Here is an 18,569-nt window from a genome sequence, read left to right on the forward strand (position 1 = left end):
TTTTCAGCAATTATCTCCCTTGATAATTTATGTATTCTGTATGAAAGAACCGGCTTACAGCGCCTGAACGCCTCTCTCACCGGTACGGATACGAACCGCATCCTGGACATCGTAGATGAATATCTTGCCGTCGCCGTAATTGCCGGTCGTAATCTCTTTTACGACCTTTTCCACGATGGCTTCCGACGTTTCCTCCGCCACGACGGTTTCCACCTTGACCTTTGGCAGCAGATTGACCGTATATTCGGTGCCGCGGTACATCTGTTTATACCCCTTCTGATTGCCGTAGCCCATGACATTGCTTATCATGATGCCGTTGGCCTTGCAGCCTTCCAAAATGGTCTTTAAGTCTTCCAGTTTCTCGGGCTTAATAATGATCTCCAATTTTTTCATACAGCATTCCTCCTATTTTTTTACGTCGTACAAAAAAGGTTCCGTACAACGAAGAAGAGGGCCATTCCGGAAAACCGGAACGCCCTCGTTCAATATACGTTTATTATACAGAGATCTTTTAAATTGTCAAATATATTTTTAAGCCGCAATTTTTATATCTTTTGTGAAATATAGACAAAATGAAATGCTTGTGTTTTTGCTGTATAGAGTATATAATATATTGTATACAAAATAATGCAAAAATACAATTAACGTAACAGTTCAGATTTTGGTATCAATATTCACATCGGAGTAATCTCCGATGCTTCTTGTACGGCCGAAGGCTATACAAGAAGATACCCTCTGAATAGTTACCAATTTAAAGGGGTTTTTACATGATCAGACACCTTAGCTTAAAGGCCTATGGAAAGATAAATCTGGGCCTGGATGTACTTAGAAAACGTGAAGACGGCTATCACGACGTTCGCATGATAATGCAGACCGTAGGAATTTATGACCGCATCGATCTGAACTACCAATCCGCTCCCGGCATCGAAGTGGAGACCAACTTATACTATCTTCCCAATAATGAAAATAACCTGGTCTATAAGGCTGCCAAACTCTTAATGGATGAATTTAAGATCCAGGCAGGAGTTAAGATCGGGCTGAAAAAATTCATCCCGGTTTCCGCCGGAATGGCAGGAGGCAGCAGCGATGCGGCAGCCGTCCTGTTCGGAGTCAATAAGATGTTTGGGCTGGGGCTTACAATGAAGCAGCTGATGGAGCGGGGCGTCAAAATCGGTGCTGATGTTCCCTACTGTATTATGAGAGGAACCGCTCTTTCGGAGGGCATCGGAGAGGTACTCACTCCCCTTCCGCCCGTACCGCAGTGCCAGGTTCTGATTGCCAAACCGGGCATCAATGTGTCCACAAAATTTGTTTATGAAAATCTTCATGCCAACGATCTGCGGCCGGAACAGCATCCCGACATCGACGGCATGATAAATGCCATAAAAGCCGGGGATATCTACCGGATTGCCGGTAAATTCGGAAATGTGCTGGAAACCGTAACGGCAAAGGAATATCCGGTCATCGAAGAGTTAAAATCCATTATGATGGAAGCCGGTTCCATCGGTTCCATCATGAGCGGAAGCGGCCCAACCGTATTCGGCCTGTTCACCAGCCCGAAAGCGGCTGAAGAGGCTTATGAATCCCTTCGCTACGGGCAGTACAGCGAACTGGCAAAACAAGTATATCTGACTAATTTTTACAACATTAAGGAGGACCGGTCTTATGGATCATGATTTAAAGGTTAATATGAATGAATATCTTCCGCTGAGGGACGTTGTGTTCAACACACTCCGCCAGGCGATTTTAAAAGGGGAACTGACACCGGGTGAAAGGCTGATGGAAATTCAGCTGGCTGAGCGTTTAGGCGTCAGCAGAACGCCGATCCGGGAGGCCATCCGGAAACTGGAATTAGAGGGATTGGTGCTGATGATTCCAAGAAAGGGCGCGGAAGTTGCCAAGATTTCAGAAAAGAGCCTCCGCGATGTGCTGGAAGTCCGCCGTTCCTTAGAGGAACTGGCCATTGAACTGGCCTGCCAGAGAATGAGCGAAGACGAACTGATGCAGCTGGAAGAGGCTCAGAAGGATTTCCGGAAAGCGGTGGAAAGCAAAGACGTTATGAAAATAGCGGAAACGGATGAGCATTATCACGATGTCATTTATTTTGGAACCGGCAATGCACGCCTGGTGCAGATTTTAAATAATCTCCGGGAACAGATGTACCGTTACCGCCTGGAATATATTAAGGATGAGGATAAACGCCAGGTTCTTCTCGTAGAACACGACAATATCTTAAAGGCTGTCAGAAGCCGCCACGTGGCTGAAGCAAAGGCCGCGATCCGCGAGCACATCGACAACCAGGAGATCACCGTATCGAAAAATATTAAGGAGAAGGAATAATCTATGAATTTCAAAGAACGTTACCTTGCAGGTGAAATTGAATTTGAAGAGATCGACCTCTATATCTCCCAGTGGAACAACAGCGACGATACGCGGACTCTGGCTCAGTTTTTAGGGCTGAATGCGGAGGAAGAGGATGTCTGGATCGATGACAGCGATGACGCTTTAAAGGAAATGCTGGACAGTCAGAAATAGGAATTTATGTGTAAATAGCGTGAAAAAACAGGCCGTGGATGCGGTTGTGAGGAATATTCTTCACAACCGCATCCACGGCCTGTTTTCCCGCTTTTCCAGGCTGTATATCGGCCGGATCGGGAGTGAAAATGAAACTATTTTCGTTTACTTTATTGGGTATCATCGTCATTTTTTACTTCCATTTTTAAATCTTCGTATCCGTCTTCGTCGGCAAACAGCGGTCTCATCTCGCCGTCGTCCCTCTGTTCTTCCGGCATATAGCGTTTGAATACAGCCGACAGCATATAGGAATTAGCAAAAGCCAGCAAAGCCACGCCGAAAAGCATAAGCGGCGGAAAATAGAACAATGCGACTATAATCAGCACCACATCGATAGCCAGCATACCCAGCGTATGAAGGAAATGGCGGATTGACATAAAAAATGCATTGAACAGCGTCTTCTTCACCGTATTGTAAAATCTGGACTGCAGTGGAAATACATATGTAAATATGGCCAGATAGATGAAGGAAAATGCCAGGAAAATAGCGATCATAATGGACCGGAACTGGGAACTTCCCTTGAAAACTCTGAGGAAAAACCAGAGATCGCCGCCCAGAATCAGCCCTGCCGCCAGCATGATCAGCCAGATGATTGTGGCCTGCTTAAAGTTCTCTTTGAAGGACTTAAAGAAGGAACGGAACGTATATCCGTCTTCATCTCTTACCAGTTTCAAAGTCACATAATACATAGCTGTAGTGGATGCCCCGATGGTAAACACAGGGATACTGCAGATTCCCCATAAAAAGCTTAATATAATAACATCCCAGAATTTACCGATAAACCGCCAAACCGGATTATCATAATTAAAGAAACCTGAAAACATTCGACTACCTCTTCTCTCTCATTTGTCGTATTAAAACATTATAGCTAATTTCCTGTAAAAAATCAAACTTTCCGAAACAATTCACGAAAAATTTATAAAAATATCTTCCCTTTTATGATATACTCTTCTTAGCTTGTGCTTGGCTTAAAGCACATGAATGAAACGAAAGAGGGTTTATCATCATGTCACTGAAAGAAGCATTTAAAAATGAAGCCCGTGAGGAACGGGAAAAGCTCCGCAATATGACGTTAAAGGACAAGATCTGGTACATTTGGGAATACTATAAGTTTTTCATCATCGGAGTTGTCTGTGCCGTGGGCATCATCATCTCTGTAGGCACCACCATGTACAACAACCGTTTTGACACGGCGCTTTACTGCGTTGTTATCAATAACCGCACCAGCGAAGCCGGAAACCAGAATCAGGTTCTGGAAGAGCTGAAGGACTATCTGAACCTTTCGGATGTCAGAGAGATCGTTTATGATTCCAGCATGTTTATAAGCTACGGCGACAACACCAACGAATTGGGTTATGCCACCATGGCAAAGATCTCGGCATTAGTCGCATCCAGGGAGCTGGACATCATGATTGCAGATACGGACAGCATTGATAACTATGCAAAGCTGGGCGGAATGACAAATCTCGAAGAAATCCTCCCTGCCGATCTGTATGAAAAGGTGAAAGACCGTATTTATTATACCATGAATGAAGAAGGCGTGTCACAGCCCTGCGCAGTCTCTTTGGAGGATACCAAATTCGCCGCAGACATGAACCTGGTTATGGAACCGCCTCTCATTGCCCTGTTTTCTAATTCCGAGCATACAGAAAACTGCATCGCCCTTCTTCACTATATCTTTGACTAACCAATTTAAAACCAAGCTTTTTTATCAGCGAGATAGAGGCCAGGTTACCGGACTCTATCTCAGCCCAGATTTTCCTGCATATATTTTCATCTGCGTAATCCAGAATCTTTTGGCATGCTTCAACTCCGTAACCATTTCTCCTGTAAGGCTCAAATATATGATATCCCAGCTCTAAACGGACCGTTTCACCGTCCCATTCTTCCCCGTTTTTATCGGTCAGCCCGGCCATTCCAACCAGAGTGCCGCTGCATTTCTCCACCAGCGCCCAGATTCCGTACTGGTAAAATCCATACTGGTTTTTGATATATGCCTCCAGTTTATCCGCCGTGTAGAATATCCGGTCATCTTCTGTGTCTTCCGGCTCTTTTCTTACGCTCTTAATATCTTCCATACAGAATTCCCGAATCATTAGACGCCTAGTTTCACCTATGATCCAGGGCATATTAAGCGCTCTTCGGACCACACGTTCCAGATAATCCCCATCGGCCTCTTCCAGGCGTTCCACCGCAAATGGCACGCCTGACATGGGTCCGCTGCCCATAATAAGTTCAACAACGGCCCTTCCTGCTGCCAAAGCAGCCTGAAGGGCCTGGTATTCGTCTGAAATCAATACAGGATAATTCACTCCCTCTATTGCTACAAACCGTTCTTCTGTCATATTAGCATTTCTCCGGCTCCGGATAAGTCTCGCCAAAGGTGTCAACCGTAACTGATTTTATCTTCTGTTCTTTCATCGGTCTGTCGTTATAATCCGTTCTCACATCTGCGATCGCATTCACAACGTCCATACCTTCCACAATCTTGCCAAATGCCGCATAAGAGCCGTCCAGATGCGGAGAATTCTTGTGCATGATGAAGAACTGTGATCCGGCTGAGTCGGGATGCATCGCTCTTGCCATGGATAAAACGCCTTCTGAATGTTTCAGATTGTTGGCAACTCCGTTCTGGCTGAATTCGCCTTTAATGGAATATCCCGGGCCGCCCATACCGTTGCCGTCCGGACAACCGCCCTGAATCATAAAGCCGCTTATTACTCTGTGGAAAATCAGTCCATTATAAAAACCTTTGTTTACAAGGCTGATGAAATTATTAACTGTGTTTGGAGCAATCTCAGGATAAAGCTCTGCCTTCATAATGCCGCCATCTTCCATCTCAAACGTAACTACTGGATTTTTCATCGTTCTTTCTCCTTACATTTATCATCTTTTCTCGGAATCAGATTCCAATAGAGTTATTTTACCAAAACCCTGTGTAAAAGTCCAGCCGGTCTTATCCTGAGTTTGGACTGATTGTTTCTGATCTTTTACGAGGTGAAAAAAGATAGGATATCCTTTATGCTGACCGGCAGGTTGGGGGTTCTCTTTGCTCTTTCTCCTTCTCATTCATACTTTGTTCATATATCATTCAAAAACCTTTTACACAATTAACATGATTTCTTCATGTTTTCCCCATATACTATAACCATAGACAACAGAACAAGTTGTTTAGCCACAAAGCTTATAAGATTTTTTTCATAATACTCGAGCTGATAATCTTGATTATCAGCTCTCCTCCCTTTAACCTTTTGAATTCCTTTCTATCCTCATAATAGAAAGGAATTTTTTTGTGCTCTCATATCACTTTTTCTATCGTACCACAATATAAACCATATAGGATGCGTACATACCCAGCATCAGAATGCCTTCTCGTCTGCTGATCTGAAATTTGCTCTTAGCCAGGAAATAGACAATACAGCTGGCCGCCACTAAAAACAGCGCATCATATGCGGACAATATGCTGACCTTAATCGGACTGATCGCTGCAGATGCGGCTAACACCATCAGAATATTAAACAGATTAGAGCCCACCACATTTCCAAGTGCAAGCCCGTTTTCTCCCTTTCTGGATGCCACAACGGAGGTCACCAGTTCCGGAAGAGATGTTCCCATCGCCACAATGGTGAGGCCGATCAGAGTCTGGCTTAATCCGAAGGAAGCGGCAATCTTGCTGGCGCTGTCCACAACAAAATCTCCTCCCAAAACAATTGCTATAATTCCGGCAACAATATAAACAATGCTGAGAAACGGCGACAGAGCTTCTATCTTTTCCGCTGCCGATACCCGGTTCATCATGGCGCTGCGCACTGTTTTTACAAGGAAATATACAAATAAAACGAGGAGCAGGAGACCTTCGCCTCTGCCGACTCCGCTGCCAAACATTAACATCACAGTTAAAACTGCAGCCACAGCGATGGACAGAAGAAAATCTCCGTTCAATATCTTTTTCTCAATTGCCATAGGCGCGATGGCTCCGCAGGCTCCCACAACCACTAATAAGTTGAAAACATTGGAGCCGATTACATTTCCCACCGCAATTTCATTGTTTCCGGTGATGGCTGCGGTAATGCTTACGGCCAGCTCCGGTGCACTTGTCCCAAATGCAACAATTGTGAGTCCGATCACAATGCTTGGAACACGCAGCAGCTTTGCCACAGAGGAACTTCCTTCCACAAAATAATCTGCGCCTTTCACTAAAAGAATAAAACCAATGAGAAGCCAAACATACATCATCATATCTTTCCCTCTTTTCTAATTGTATTATTTCCGAATTGTTTCTTATGATACAAAAAAGCGAGAACCTTTATTGTACCAAAAGATACAACAAAAGTCTCGCTTCTTACTATACGTACCGGATGATAATCATCGTGATGACGATACCGCATAACAACCGCACTTCTGCAGCTGCAAGCTACTCCCTCTTATTCCCACTTAGTATATGAATTTTCTCAGTATTTGTCAATGCTTTTTCGGAAAATGAATTTGTTTTCTGAGCAAAAATAATGCGGCCACATTGGGCACAGCCATCAGTCCGTTCCAGATATCGGACAATTCCCATACCGTTTCCAGCCTGGCGATACAGCCGATAAAAACTGCATTTAAATATAAAAACATATAGACCATTTCGGCTGTCCGGGCGTTCATTCCCGTTCTGGAAGCCAGATAGGCCAGATTCTGCCTGCCCAGATAATACCACGCAATGATCGTGGCGAATGCAAACGACAGCATAGACAGAGACACCAGATATTCACCGCCCGGCCCAAGACGTTCTGAAAAACAATGGGCCGTCAGCGCCGCCCCATCCAAACCGCATGTTCCGGCTCCGCTTCCCATCACGCATAGAATTACAAATGCGGTCAGACTGCAGCTGATCATAGTATCAAAAAACACTTCAAACATAGCCCACATCCCCTGTTTTTCCGGCGTCGTCTCTTCCACCGCTCCATGGATAACAGCCAAGCTCCCAAGTCCTGCCTCATTGGAAAATACGCCTCTGGAAACGCCGTATCTGACCGCCACACTGATTCCATATCCCGCCGCGCCGGACAACGCGCTGGACGGTTTCCATGCGCTTTCCAGGATCATTAATAGAACCGACGGCAAACGGTCATAATAAGACATGATGACAATGAGAGAAATAATCGTATAAATTCCGGCCGAAACAGGCACAAGCCGCTCCGTCACCTTGGCAATCCTGCCCAAACCGCCGCGTATTACCAATAGTATCAGCAGCGTAAGAACCGCTCCCGTAGCTATGGGATAAAATGAAAATGAAAATTCCAGGGTTTCTGCGATAGAGTTTGACTGAACCATGCTCCCCATTCCAAAGGATGCCAAAACCGCAAAAAAACTATATAAAACGGCTGCCCCATAAAATCCCAGCCCTTTTTCCAGATAGACCATAGGTCCGCTGATCCAGCTGCCGTCCTTTTTTCTCCTGCGGTAACGGATTCCCAGCACGACTTCCGCATAAGCGGTCATCATTCCGATTCCCGCAGAAATCCACATCCACAGAAGAGCCCCCGGCCCTCCGGCACAGAGCGCAGTTGCCACGCCCACGATATTACCTGTCCCTACCGTGGCAGCTAAAGCGGTGCATGCGGATTGGAACTGAGTTACCGAATGGGGATTATCTACATCCTTTTTCTCGCTGCCCAAACTCCCCACAGTCTCTTTCCACCACATTTTCCAGCCAGTAAGCTGAAAAAATCCTGATTTTACAGTAAATAATATGCCCACTCCAAGGATCATCAAAAGCAGCCACGGCCCCCAGACAAGCTGGTGAATTGTATGGATCATCCTGTCCTCCGTCAACTTCGTTGGTTACAATTCACGGCTCTTGCGGCCTCTGCCGTCCGTTCAGGTTCCAGCAGTTTTGCAGGAACTTTCCAGTTCCAGTTTCGGGCATAAGCACTTCTAAACGTGCAGGATTTTTCTAAAAGCCAAGGAAAATGCCCAAACTCGCTCCGCTCAAACAGGTGGACATTTCCCTTGAACGAAAAATTCTGCGCGTTAAGAATTGCTAATGCCCTGCAAAGTCACATAAAAGTTCCTGCAAAACTGCTGGAACCTGAACGGACGGCGGAGGCCACCGGAGCCGTGAATTGTCAACTCCATCGCACTTGTTCTCTATATCTTCTATTCTATTTGATTGGCGATTATGATATAATATTTTTAATAGGTTCAAAGAATTTTACTGAGAGCGAGGTATCTTTATGCCAGGTTTTACGACTCATTATATCTTAGGGATGAAAGCTTATAACGATTTACCCAATAACCAACTGAAATTCATAATTGCAAAATACCGGTGGCTTTATCAGCTGGGCCTTCAGGGACCGGATATCTTCTTCTATAACATTCCCATCCTCCGTCACCGCGATTACCGGAATGTGGGATCACATATGCACGAACACTGCATCAGCGATTTTTTTGTGAATTATCTGAAAGTCGTCTCTGAAATTGAATCCAAGCAGCAGCGGGACCAGGCCCTCTCCTATTTCTGCGGATTCCTCTGCCATTACATCGGTGACTCCATCTGCCACCCCTATGTCTATGGCCGCATCGATTACGACGTGAAGAATCCGAACAACTATACCCACGGCCTTCATGCCACTTTGGAAAATGACATCGACGCCCTCCTTCTGCTAAAATACAAAAAGAAAAAGCCGTCCCAGTTTAACCAGGCGGCCACCATCTGCCTTAACGGCTTTGAGATGCAGTTCATCTCCCGCATTCTTTCAAAATGCATTAATATGACTTATTATCCGATCAACTACCGGAATAATTTCCAAGTGACGCCGCGGATGGTTCACCGTTCCATTCTGGCGATCCGCTTTGGCTGCCGCACGCTTTCCGATCCGTCGGGCCGCAAAAAAAACGGCATTCGCAAAGTGGAGTCCATATTTTTGAAAAAACCAATCGCTTCCACCAAACTGGTAACAGACCAGGTTATCAATCCGAAAAAGAGCCTGAACCTGAATCACGAAGTGTGGTGCAATCCATGGGACAAGCGGCTGGCCTCCACCGCCTCTTTCCCGGACCTGTTCTACCAGTCCTTAAATAAATGCAACAATGTATATTATCAGCTGAATGCCGATCTCACAAGCGGAATCCCGCTGGATGAGCTGGATTTTAACAAACTGATAAAGGAATTAGGCAGTTATTCTTATCACAGCGGTCTTAGCGTACAGTAAGTATACCGATAGGTACGCCGGGCCAGCAAAAGAGGAGCAAAAAAGAAAGAAGCGGAGCAGACGATTTTCGTCCTCTCCGCTTCTTTCTTTTTTGCCCCTCTTTCATATCACTATGTCTTAATCAACAGAATCAGCTTAGCCCGGCTGCTGACTCCTGTTTTCTTATAAATATTGTAAATATGTTTGCGTAAAGTCGATGGGCAGATGCACAGATTACGGCAGATTTCATCCGTTCCATTTTCCAAATAAAGCAATCTGATAATCTCTTCTTCCCGTTTTGTCAACTGATATTTCCTGCTGAAAGAGGCCAGAAGAAAGGTGTTTCTGTCCTCCTTTTCCTTGGAATGTTTGATTGCTCCGGCTGAAAGGCTGTAAAATTTAAGGGCGAGATGATTTTTCAAACAGTCCATAATAAACAGTTCCCTGGGTGAAAAATCTCCGGCGGCCTTAGGTCTCCACAAAACCACAGCTCCCAACACGGTATCGTTATAAATCAGCGTGTTATAAAGTCCATAATAAAGATCCAGCGGTTCTAAAACTTCTTTATAGATCCGGCTTTTCGTCCATTCCGATTCTTCACTGATATCGGAATAGCGGAACACGCTGCTCCAGGGGCAGAAAAAGTATTCCGTCCATTTGGGATGATAGTTGCCCTCTATATAAAAATTAACATCTAAATACTGACTATTGGAATCAATGCTGTACGGTCTAAGAAGCTTAGGTTTTCCATCCGTAATATTGGCTTGAAACATGACGCCGAGAGAGAAGTCAAAAAGTCCCTTTAAATTGCAGAGACAGACATTGGCAAATTCCTCGTAGGAACTGCACTGGTTAATGCGGTAGATCATCTGGGAGATGAAAATCCATTCACAGTTGAGCAGGGATTGGAACAAGTGATCTCCTCCTTTTACCGGGTGTAATTTAATGTCTTCATTATAACATAACAGGTAAAATGCATCAAGCAAGCCGCCGGTTAAGTGAAAGGAATATGGCAAAAATACATTTCTAAATGTGGTAGAAAAAGTTCTATTTTACCATATTTGCAGTAGATTTCATTGGTTTTTTATAAGAAGTGCTGAAAAAGATCATAGGAATGTCAACGGGTAAGCCAATATAAATGGCGAAATGCATTTGTTATAATTACTTTAAAGGAAATGAAAAGGAGGACATTTTATGGCAAAGGTTATTTCGGCTCAGGCTGCCGCACAGCTGATCAAAGACGGCAACACCGTGGCATCAGCCGGCATGGGAATCATGGGATTGTGTGAGGAAGTCATACGGGCAACGGAACAGCTGTTTCTGGAAACCGGACATCCTAAGGACTTGAACCTATTTTACGGAGCTCACCAGGGCGACAATCCGATCGTGAAATACGGATGGGACCACTGGGCGCATGAGGGAATGCTGAAACGGTGGACCGGCGGCTTTTTAGGCGCCTCACCCAAAATTGGTGAAATGTGCAGAGAAAATAAGATCGAAGGTTACTGTCTCCCAATGGGGGTTATTGATCTCATGTACCATGAGATAGCCGGCCATACCCCCGGACTCATAACCAAAATAGGCCTGAAAACCTATGTGGACCCCAGACTGGAGGGTGCAAAGGTAAATGAAGCCGCCAAAGAGGATATCGTAAAACTGATCGAACTGGAAGGTGAGGAATGGCTGTTTTACAAGAATCCCGGTTTAAATGTAGGATTAATCCGTGGAACCACAGCAGATGCGGACGGAAACCTGACTATCTCAGAAGAGTGTATTAACGGAGACGCTTTGGCCGTAGCCCAGGCGGTTAAAAATTCCGGCGGTATCGTAATCGCACAGGCAAAATATCTGGCGGCAGCCGGTTCCCTTCATCCAAGGGATATTCACATCCCCGGAGTTCTGGTGGATTATGTGGTTGTCAGCGATCCTGCATCCGATACTCATTATCAGACTGTGGATGTATTTTATGATCCCACTCTCTGCGGCAATGTCAAAGCTGAAATGTCTGCCATGCCGAGTCTCGCTCTGAAGGACTCCAAGGTAATCGCAAGGCGTGCAGCTATGGAGATGGATATGGGAACCTGTGTCAATCTGGGGATCGGAATCCCCCAGATGATCGCTCTTGTAGCCGTGGAAGAAGGCGTCAATGACTGCTTTACCCTGACCAGCGAGTCGGGAATTATCGGAGGAATCGCAGTTCAGGGCAAGAATTTCGGCAGCTGCTACAATCCGGCCTGTTTCTTGGATCAGGATGTTCAGCTCAACTGGTACAGCGGCGGAGGTTTAGGCACTGCTTTCTTAGGCCTTGCGGAAACCGATCAGCGGGGAAATGTGAACGTGAGCAAATTTGGCACCCGGCTTAACGGCCCGGGCGGCTTCATCGATATCACACAGCCGACTAAAAAAGTAGTATTCTGCGGATCATTTACCGCAGGGAAGCTCCAAACAGAAATCAGGGATAAAAAACTGGTTATCGTTCAGGAGGGCAGAAGCCACAAATTCATGGACAAAGTCCAGCAGGTAACATTTAGCGGCGATTATGCAGTGGAATCCGGACAAGAGGTTCTGTATATAACGGAACGCGGAGTTTTCCGGCTGACCGGTCAGGGAATGGAACTCATTGAGATCGCTCCGGGAGTGGATCTGGAAGCGGACATCCTGGCTCAGATGGATTTTAAACCTCTCATTTCACCTGATTTGAAGGAAATGGACAGTTTCCTGTTTGAGGAAAGCTGGGGCGGCCTGAGAGAATATCTGGAAAAGAAAACGCTTTGACGCATACGGAAGGGAGACCAACTATGTCAGATTATATAAAAACAGATTTGGTAAATAAGACGGCCCATATAACGCTGAGCCGTATGCCGGCCAATGCGCTGGTTAGAGAAATGTATCTTGATATTGCCAATGCCTTTTACGAATTGGGCGAGCGGGATGATGTGGCTATAATTGTGCTGCGCGCGGAAGGAAAGATCTTCTGCGGAGGTAATGATATAAGCGAATTCGAAGCCTTTAATTCCAGGAGCACAGCCGAAGATGCGGCAGAAGTATGCGCTCTGGCCATCAACTCCATCTGGAACTGCAAAAAACCTGTCCTGGCAGCAGTCCAGGGCGCCTGTATGGGCGCCGCATTCGGGATGGTTGCAGCTTCCGACTTCATAATCGCTGGAGAAGGCGTAAAATTCGGAATTCCCGAAATAAACTTAGGCATTCCTGCCGCAGGCTGCTTCGCCCATTTAGCCCTTCCACTCCATGTGGCAAAATATATGGCGTTTACCGGAACTCCTTTAACAGCGGAAGAATTGTTCCGCTGGGGAACCGTAATGAAGGTGGTACCAAAAGAGGCAGTTTGGGAAGAAGCTGACGCATTCTCAGCAAAAATTGCCGCTTCCTGCTACCGGGCAGTAGGATTATTTAAGCAGAATTTCAATGCCAATGTGGACGCAAGACTAAGGGACAAGTTCATGGCCGAGCAACACTGCTTTATGGATTTTATGCTCAGTTCCCATGATTTTAAGGAAGCTGTAGCAGCTTATCAGGAAAAGCGAAAACCGGAATTTAACGGAAAGTAAAAAGGGGCTTTCGCAAATCTTTATTTGATTAACTAAGATATGCCGGAAAGAAGGGACCGCCCAGACGGCTGCCTGGGTGGTCCCTTCTTTCCGGCTGTTGCTTGGCTAGCTAAGGATAAAAAGATTTGGTTGAGCGGAGAATAAGTTTTTACATCAAACGTGAAGGCTTTTCGTGAAATGCCTTCACGTTTGATGTAAAACCTGAGGGATTTTCCACAAATTTCTTGACACTCCATATAAACGTTCTTCTATTTAAATACCACTGCAAACACATCGCTTTTAACCAGGCTAGCGAAAACCAGCGCGGAATCGGGAGGCGGAGCCGGGAGAAGACGAGCGGAGAGGCGGTCCGGGACGGCGAAGGAAGATACAGACGAATGGGATCGTATGGAACCCCTTTAGAACTACTTAGACCCGGAAGGGCAGAACGAGGCAGGTAGAAACTGATTTCCGTGTCAGTTTCTAAAGCGCCACTGAGCAGCGAAGTCATAAAGAGTTCACTGCGAATGGCGCTGGCCTGCCTCGTTCTGTCCTTACGGGTCTTAGTAGTTCTTGGGGGCGAATCCCGAATCCCATTCGTCTGTATCTTCCTTCGCCGTCCCGGACCGCCTCTCCGCTCGTCTTCTCCCGGCTCCGCCTCCCGATTCCGTGCGTCCCCCCTTACTCAACAATCTGGTCGCCGTCTTTGATTACATAATTTTTTTGCACGCCGATTCTGCGCATCCATTCGCGGGTTGATTCGGTAAACCATTTGCCGCTTCCCGGGCCGCCTCCGTTATCGTTGTCCCAGAGCCAGCCCGGAGTGGGCCATAGGCAGATCTTGGGGTGAAGGATGCGGTAGACGCTTTCCGAAACGCCGTATTGACCGTGATGGGCCATTTGGAGGATATCGCAGTACATGTTATCGCTGCCGTAATCCTTTACCAGGCGGTCGCCGGCCTCTTCTCCCATGTCGCCTAGAAATACGATGTATTTCCCGTTCATCTTAATGGTATAAGCCACTGAGCTGTTATTAATTGAATTGCGGGGGAAGAGATATGGTTCGTTCATCACGGTTATCTCTGTATTATCCACATAAATCTTCTGATTCTTTGTAATATCCCCATGAAGCATCTCTTCCGGCTGTTTGGAAAGGGTTTCCATGAAACGGGCAACCATATCTGCACGATAGGATTCGCTGGAGTAATACCATTTTAAATCTGCCAGGCGGTAATAAAGGCCGTCGATTGTGATGCCGGAGGCCGGGTCATTCAGAATTTCATTTAAAGCGCCGATGTGGTCTGCGTGTGGGTGGGTTACCAGCCAGGCCGATACATGTCCGCCTTTGCTGCGCAGAGTTTCCAGCAGATGATCCTTATCTCCGGGAGTACCCCCGTCCACCACTATGATACTTCCTTCCGGGGTTTCCAACACTGCGGAGAGCATCTGGCTGTCCGTTTGATTGGCCAGCAGGGTAATTCTGCCTCCACCTAAAAATGCGGTTGAAGCTGGCGGCTCATCAGTCAGTTTATGTTCCGCTTCCGGTAAGATTACGGGTATGCCGATCTCCTGTTTTTCCATCACCACATCTCCGGGCAATTCGGGGCGAATCGGTTTTCTTTGATTTTCAGGTCCGGATACGGCTGTCAGACAGATGACGGCCGCGCATAAAAGCAGGCCTAACCAGGCATTTTGTTTTTGATTATTCATATAATATCCTTCATTCCTATCATTTTTCAATACGAGTATTATATATGATACTCCCCGGTTTTGACAGGGGGTTTGATAAAATTATAAAAAAAATCCCATTTTTTGCTTGCAATTACCATGGGATGATGGTAGTATGTTCAATATAATTATTTTTTAAATATTTTTGAACATCAGGAGGTTCCACATGAAAGATACAAATAATACCGGCGTTTTCAAGCAGCTGGATTGGATTACCACAATTGTTCCTTTTATCTTTATAGTTCTGCTGTGCGCTCTTTTCATGCTGAACCCGGAAGGGTCTTCGGCCATTCTCGGTTCTATCCGCTACTTTTTAGGCGATCAGCTTGGCAGCTACTATCTGGTCATCGGCCTGGGCGTGTTTCTCTGCTCCCTGTACATCGCATTTTCCAAATACGGGGCGATTAAACTGGGAAATATAGAAAAGCCGGAGTATTCCTCATTTAAATGGGGAACCATGATGTTCACCGCCGGTCTGGCAGCCGATATCCTGTTTTATTCCCTTTGTGAATGGATCTTATATGCTGCGGAGCCTCATATTGCGGATATGGGAAGTATGCAGGACTGGTCTTCCACGTATCCCTTATTCCATTGGGGCCCGATTCCGTGGAGTTTCTATATGGTATTAGCCGTCGCATTCGGATTTATGCTTCATGTCCGCAAGAGGACAAAACAAAAATATTCCGAGGCATGCAGGCCGATTTTAGGCAATAGAGTGGATGGCTGGTGCGGAAAATTGATCGATCTGATCGCAGTTATCGCATTGCTGGCAGGAACAGCAACCACATTTTCCCTGGCAACTCCTCTGCTTTCCATGGCACTCAGCCATGTATTCGGAATCCATCAGTCAAATCTGCTGACAATCGGAATTTTACTGATTATCGGCATCACCTATACGGTAACCGTTTATTTCGGAATGAAGGGAATCGCCAAGCTGGCCGCTTCCTGTACTTATCTGTTTTTTGCGCTGCTGCTCTATGTATTTATCGGAGGCGGAAGCCCCAGATATATCGTGGAAACGGGAATTACCGCTGTCGGCAACCTGGTACAGAATTTTATCGGACTGTCCACCTGGACGGACGCTTTAAGAACCTCATCCTTCCCACAGACCTGGACAATCTTTTATTGGGCCTACTGGATGGTTTGGTGCGTTGCAACTCCATTTTTCATAGGATCGATCAGCAAAGGGCGGACGATCCGCCAGACCATACTGGGCGGATATTTCTGGGGGATTTCCGGGACATTTACTTCCTTTATTATATTAGGAAATTACAGCCTGGGACTGCAGATGCACGGAAAACTGGATGTGGTTTCCATCTATGCCGCCAGCGGAGATTTATATGAGGTCATCATGTCCGTCATGCAGACCCTTCCTCTCTCCGGCGCAGGTTTAGTCCTTCTGGCCGTTACCATGATCGCATTTTACGCGACTTCCTTCGATGCGCTGACTATGGTGGCCTCCTCCTATTCCTATAAAGAGCTTCCTGCGGGACAGGAACCGGATAAAAAAGTGAAATTATTCTGGGCGATCCTTTTAATGCTGCTCCCCATCGCTCTCATCTTCTCGGAGAATTCAATGAATAACCTCCAGACAGTTTCAATCATCGCAGCGTTCCCAATCGGAATTATCATATTCCTGATTATAAGAAGCTTTTTCATCGATGCCAAAAACTATCTGGAGGGCAATTAATAACAATATTTATTTAGTTCGTTCCTCCCGGTCCCATTGAATTTCCTCCCGGCGTATTATTCTCATTGCTGCCGGGGAACGGGGCTACGGAGCTTGAAGGCTGAGGGCTTGAACTTGAAGGCTGCGCGCTTGAGCTGGTAGGCTGAGGCGGCGCAGGAACCGTCACTGTTTCTCCCGGCATCGAAGGCGATGTGCCGCCGGGTGTGGATGCCGATGTGGTACCGCCAGGCATATTCGGAGAACCGGTTGAATCTGACGGGCCGTTTGGACCATGTGACGATGTGGTCTCGTGAGGAGAACTCTCTACCGGAGAACTCTCTTCCGGCGGCTGGGTCGGCTTTACTCCCGGACCGGAGCTTTCATCCGAAGTGGAGGAAGACGACGGTGACGACGGTCTGTTTCCATCAGCCGATGAAGTGCTGTGGGCCGACGGGTCTAAATCCTCCGGAGGATCTATGATGTTGCCGTCCTCATCTGTTTCATATGTTTCCGATTCTGATGTGCTCTCTGATTCCACTGTACTGGAAGTCTCTTCCGTTGTCTTTTCCACCGCTGCGGTTGTCTGCTTTGGAAGATATCCCTCTGTGGAGACATGGCCTACGGGCGTGCCGGTTTTATACTTGCCTGTATGTTCCGATATGGTTGCGCTGATCTTCTTTACAGTTGAAGTCGGCTCGTAGGAATCTTCCTCGCCGAACAGGAACTTATGAAGTTCTATTACATTGCTCTCCAATGTTGTAGGAATAACGCAGGCGCCTTTCTTACCCATATTGGCATCATCACGGGCCATCGGGAAACCGACGGATTCGCCCATATGATACTTGGTAACGTTCAGCGCTACATTGGTCAGATCACTTAAATCAATACTGGTCGCAACCTGAGGAAGCACAATTTCGAGAATCTGGTTCAGTGCTGCAAAATCTGCTTTTTTACATTTCTCAAACGCCTGTGCAATGATTTTACGCTGGCGTTCTGTACGGGCAAAATCCGTATCCATCAGACGAAGGCGGCCATATGCAACTGCCTGTACGCCGTCTAAATGATTCATACCCGCTTTTTTAATGTGAGTGGAGTAAACTCCTGTAACCTTTACTGTTTCCGTGATAAATGAATTAATATATGCGTGTTCCGCTTTACTAAGCTCAATATCCACGCCGCCCAGAATGTTGATGGCATCCGCCACCGCTTTCCAGTTAAACGTGATATAATCGGTAATATCCAAATCCAGGTTTTTATTCAGCGCTTTAACCGCTTGTTCCGGACCTCCGTTGGCATATGCGGCGTTGATCTTATTGTAGCTTCCCTTATCATCGATGTTTAAGTAACTGTCACGGAAAACGGATACCAGTTTGATCTCTCCTGTCTCCCTGTTTACACAGCAGATCATGTTAACATCCGCATTGGTTCCTTTTCCCACGTTGCTGCCACGGCTGTCCACGCCGAATACGGCGATCATCCAGTAGCCCTTCATCTTCGTCAAATCTTCCACCGTCAGCTCTTCATTCTTAATGCTGTCCGGCTGAAATTCGTGCCGCTGAATCATATTCCATCGTTTTGCAAAAAATGCATAAGTAAAAATAAACAGCAGTGCGAAACATTCCGCAACTATCATGGTTATAATCCGTCTGCGCTTCTTGTTCCTGGCCTTTCTGGGCGTCGGACGTTCCGGTTCCGGATCTCTGAACTTAGGCGTTCTCCGTTCGCTTCTCTCTGATGACGTTCTCGTTGTCTCCACCCGGTCGGAAGTTCTTCCCCGGCTGGTTCTCTCCGGAATCTCGCTTCCGGTTTTCTTTCTGCTCCGGCTGCGGCGCTCCCGGCTATACTCTAATTCATCTTCATACTCGTTATTCATCT

General features: G+C 46.4%; 18 protein-coding genes. 8 read left to right on the forward strand and 10 right to left on the reverse strand.

What is annotated here, in order from left to right; genetic code table 11:
* Nucleotides 1-54: 54 nt before the first annotated feature.
* Nucleotides 55-393: a P-II family nitrogen regulator gene (locus C0033_RS08205; RefSeq protein ID WP_103227380.1), complete on the reverse strand. Its 339-nt coding sequence runs from the start codon at nt 391-393 to the stop codon at nt 55-57.
* Nucleotides 394-767: 374 nt separating this feature from the next.
* Between C0033_RS08205 and ispE the strand changes: the two genes are divergently transcribed.
* Genes ispE through C0033_RS08220 form a run of 3 tightly spaced genes read left to right on the forward strand, consistent with a single transcriptional unit; the run spans nt 768 to nt 2,535 of the window.
* Nucleotides 768-1,676, forward strand: a complete 909-nt coding sequence (gene ispE / locus C0033_RS08210) for a 4-(cytidine 5'-diphospho)-2-C-methyl-D-erythritol kinase (protein WP_103227381.1) — start codon at nt 768-770, stop codon at nt 1,674-1,676.
* On the forward strand, nt 1,666-2,340 hold the full coding sequence (locus C0033_RS08215) for a GntR family transcriptional regulator (RefSeq protein ID WP_103227382.1): 675 nt from the start codon (nt 1,666-1,668) through the stop codon (nt 2,338-2,340). Before ispE ends, C0033_RS08215 begins: the two co-directional genes overlap by 11 nt.
* Before the next feature lie 3 nt (nt 2,341-2,343).
* The gene (locus C0033_RS08220) at nt 2,344-2,535 is read left to right on the forward strand and encodes a hypothetical protein (RefSeq protein WP_103227383.1); all 192 of its coding nucleotides are present in this window, start codon (nt 2,344-2,346) and stop codon (nt 2,533-2,535) included.
* 4 nt (nt 2,536-2,539) lie between these two features.
* On the opposite strand, the gene C0033_RS26955 is transcribed toward C0033_RS08220, so the two are convergent.
* Complete coding sequence (locus tag C0033_RS26955) at nt 2,540-2,698, reverse strand: hypothetical protein (RefSeq protein ID WP_180994630.1); 159 nt, start codon at nt 2,696-2,698, stop codon at nt 2,540-2,542.
* Nucleotides 2,685-3,398, reverse strand: a complete 714-nt coding sequence (locus C0033_RS08225) for a YesL family protein (protein ID WP_103227384.1) — start codon at nt 3,396-3,398, stop codon at nt 2,685-2,687. The genes C0033_RS26955 and C0033_RS08225 overlap by 14 nt, the downstream gene beginning before the upstream one ends.
* Nucleotides 3,399-3,580: 182 nt before the next feature.
* On the opposite strand from C0033_RS08225, the gene C0033_RS08230 reads away from it, so the two are divergent.
* Entirely contained in the window at nt 3,581-4,261 is a 681-nt protein-coding gene (locus C0033_RS08230; protein WP_103227385.1) for a hypothetical protein, read from the forward strand.
* Here the strand turns inward: C0033_RS08230 and C0033_RS08235 are convergent.
* The 4 genes from C0033_RS08235 to C0033_RS08255 form a co-directional block, all read right to left on the reverse strand.
* Nucleotides 4,206-4,919, reverse strand: coding sequence for a GNAT family protein (locus tag C0033_RS08235; RefSeq protein WP_103227386.1), 714 nt, complete (start codon nt 4,917-4,919; stop codon nt 4,206-4,208). The genes C0033_RS08230 and C0033_RS08235 overlap by 56 nt on opposite strands.
* Before the next feature lies 1 nt (nt 4,920).
* Nucleotides 4,921-5,439, reverse strand: a complete 519-nt coding sequence (locus C0033_RS08240) for a peptidylprolyl isomerase (RefSeq protein ID WP_103227387.1) — start codon at nt 5,437-5,439, stop codon at nt 4,921-4,923.
* A 447-nt stretch (nt 5,440-5,886) separates the two neighbouring features.
* A complete protein-coding gene (locus C0033_RS08250) occupies nt 5,887-6,813 on the reverse strand; it encodes a calcium/sodium antiporter (RefSeq protein WP_347501065.1) in 927 nt (308 codons plus the stop codon).
* Between the two features lie 222 nt (nt 6,814-7,035).
* Nucleotides 7,036-8,376, reverse strand: a complete 1,341-nt coding sequence (locus C0033_RS08255; protein ID WP_103227389.1) for a sodium:alanine symporter family protein — start codon at nt 8,374-8,376, stop codon at nt 7,036-7,038.
* A gap of 416 nt (nt 8,377-8,792) precedes the next feature.
* On the opposite strand from C0033_RS08255, the gene C0033_RS08260 reads away from it, so the two are divergent.
* On the forward strand, nt 8,793-9,770 hold the full coding sequence (locus tag C0033_RS08260) for a zinc dependent phospholipase C family protein (RefSeq protein ID WP_103227390.1): 978 nt from the start codon (nt 8,793-8,795) through the stop codon (nt 9,768-9,770).
* 110 nt (nt 9,771-9,880) lie between these two features.
* On the opposite strand, the gene C0033_RS08265 is transcribed toward C0033_RS08260, so the two are convergent.
* Entirely contained in the window at nt 9,881-10,663 is a 783-nt protein-coding gene (locus C0033_RS08265) for a helix-turn-helix transcriptional regulator (RefSeq protein WP_103227391.1), read from the reverse strand.
* 280 nt (nt 10,664-10,943) lie between these two features.
* Between C0033_RS08265 and C0033_RS08270 the strand changes: the two genes are divergently transcribed.
* Together C0033_RS08270 and C0033_RS08275 are read left to right on the forward strand one after the other, a co-directional pair.
* On the forward strand, nt 10,944-12,524 hold the full coding sequence (locus C0033_RS08270; protein WP_103227392.1) for a CoA-transferase: 1,581 nt from the start codon (nt 10,944-10,946) through the stop codon (nt 12,522-12,524).
* 23 nt (nt 12,525-12,547) lie between these two features.
* On the forward strand, nt 12,548-13,318 hold the full coding sequence (locus tag C0033_RS08275; RefSeq protein WP_103227393.1) for an enoyl-CoA hydratase/isomerase family protein: 771 nt from the start codon (nt 12,548-12,550) through the stop codon (nt 13,316-13,318).
* Between the two features lie 660 nt (nt 13,319-13,978).
* Here the strand turns inward: C0033_RS08275 and C0033_RS08280 are convergent.
* Nucleotides 13,979-15,007, reverse strand: coding sequence for an MBL fold metallo-hydrolase (locus tag C0033_RS08280; RefSeq protein ID WP_103227394.1), 1,029 nt, complete (start codon nt 15,005-15,007; stop codon nt 13,979-13,981).
* Between the two features lie 184 nt (nt 15,008-15,191).
* Here C0033_RS08280 and C0033_RS08285 point away from each other — a divergent pair, with 184 nt between their 5' ends.
* Complete coding sequence (locus C0033_RS08285; protein WP_103227395.1) at nt 15,192-16,715, forward strand: BCCT family transporter; 1,524 nt, start codon at nt 15,192-15,194, stop codon at nt 16,713-16,715.
* A gap of 13 nt (nt 16,716-16,728) precedes the next feature.
* Here the strand turns inward: C0033_RS08285 and C0033_RS08290 are convergent, their stop codons facing one another.
* Nucleotides 16,729-18,567, reverse strand: a complete 1,839-nt coding sequence (locus tag C0033_RS08290; protein WP_103227396.1) for an LCP family protein — start codon at nt 18,565-18,567, stop codon at nt 16,729-16,731.
* Nucleotides 18,568-18,569 lie beyond the last annotated feature (2 nt).

Source organism: Clostridium sp. chh4-2 (genome assembly GCF_002899675.1).
Classification (GTDB): Bacteria; Bacillota; Clostridia; order Lachnospirales; family Lachnospiraceae; genus CHH4-2.

Excerpts from the sequence above, each read along its gene's own strand:
- C0033_RS08285 (WP_103227395.1), top strand. The coding sequence starts at position 15,192 with ATGAAAGATACAAATAATACCGGCGTTTTCAAGCAGCTGGATTGGATT.
- C0033_RS08280 (WP_103227394.1), bottom strand. The coding sequence starts at position 15,007 with ATGAATAATCAAAAACAAAATGCCTGGTTAGGCCTGCTTTTATGCGCG.
- C0033_RS08260 (WP_103227390.1), top strand. The coding sequence starts at position 8,793 with ATGCCAGGTTTTACGACTCATTATATCTTAGGGATGAAAGCTTATAAC.
- ispE (WP_103227381.1), top strand. The coding sequence starts at position 768 with ATGATCAGACACCTTAGCTTAAAGGCCTATGGAAAGATAAATCTGGGC.
- C0033_RS08240 (WP_103227387.1), bottom strand. The coding sequence starts at position 5,439 with ATGAAAAATCCAGTAGTTACGTTTGAGATGGAAGATGGCGGCATTATG.
- C0033_RS08275 (WP_103227393.1), top strand. The coding sequence starts at position 12,548 with ATGTCAGATTATATAAAAACAGATTTGGTAAATAAGACGGCCCATATA.
- C0033_RS08215 (WP_103227382.1), top strand. The coding sequence starts at position 1,666 with ATGGATCATGATTTAAAGGTTAATATGAATGAATATCTTCCGCTGAGG.
- C0033_RS08230 (WP_103227385.1), top strand. The coding sequence starts at position 3,581 with ATGTCACTGAAAGAAGCATTTAAAAATGAAGCCCGTGAGGAACGGGAA.
- C0033_RS08235 (WP_103227386.1), bottom strand. The coding sequence starts at position 4,919 with ATGACAGAAGAACGGTTTGTAGCAATAGAGGGAGTGAATTATCCTGTA.
- C0033_RS08250 (WP_347501065.1), bottom strand. The coding sequence starts at position 6,813 with ATGATGATGTATGTTTGGCTTCTCATTGGTTTTATTCTTTTAGTGAAA.
- C0033_RS08255 (WP_103227389.1), bottom strand. The coding sequence starts at position 8,376 with ATGATCCATACAATTCACCAGCTTGTCTGGGGGCCGTGGCTGCTTTTG.
- C0033_RS08270 (WP_103227392.1), top strand. The coding sequence starts at position 10,944 with ATGGCAAAGGTTATTTCGGCTCAGGCTGCCGCACAGCTGATCAAAGAC.
- C0033_RS08205 (WP_103227380.1), bottom strand. The coding sequence starts at position 393 with ATGAAAAAATTGGAGATCATTATTAAGCCCGAGAAACTGGAAGACTTA.
- C0033_RS26955 (WP_180994630.1), bottom strand. The coding sequence starts at position 2,698 with ATGATACCCAATAAAGTAAACGAAAATAGTTTCATTTTCACTCCCGAT.
- C0033_RS08290 (WP_103227396.1), bottom strand. The coding sequence starts at position 18,567 with ATGAATAACGAGTATGAAGATGAATTAGAGTATAGCCGGGAGCGCCGC.
- C0033_RS08225 (WP_103227384.1), bottom strand. The coding sequence starts at position 3,398 with ATGTTTTCAGGTTTCTTTAATTATGATAATCCGGTTTGGCGGTTTATC.
- C0033_RS08220 (WP_103227383.1), top strand. The coding sequence starts at position 2,344 with ATGAATTTCAAAGAACGTTACCTTGCAGGTGAAATTGAATTTGAAGAG.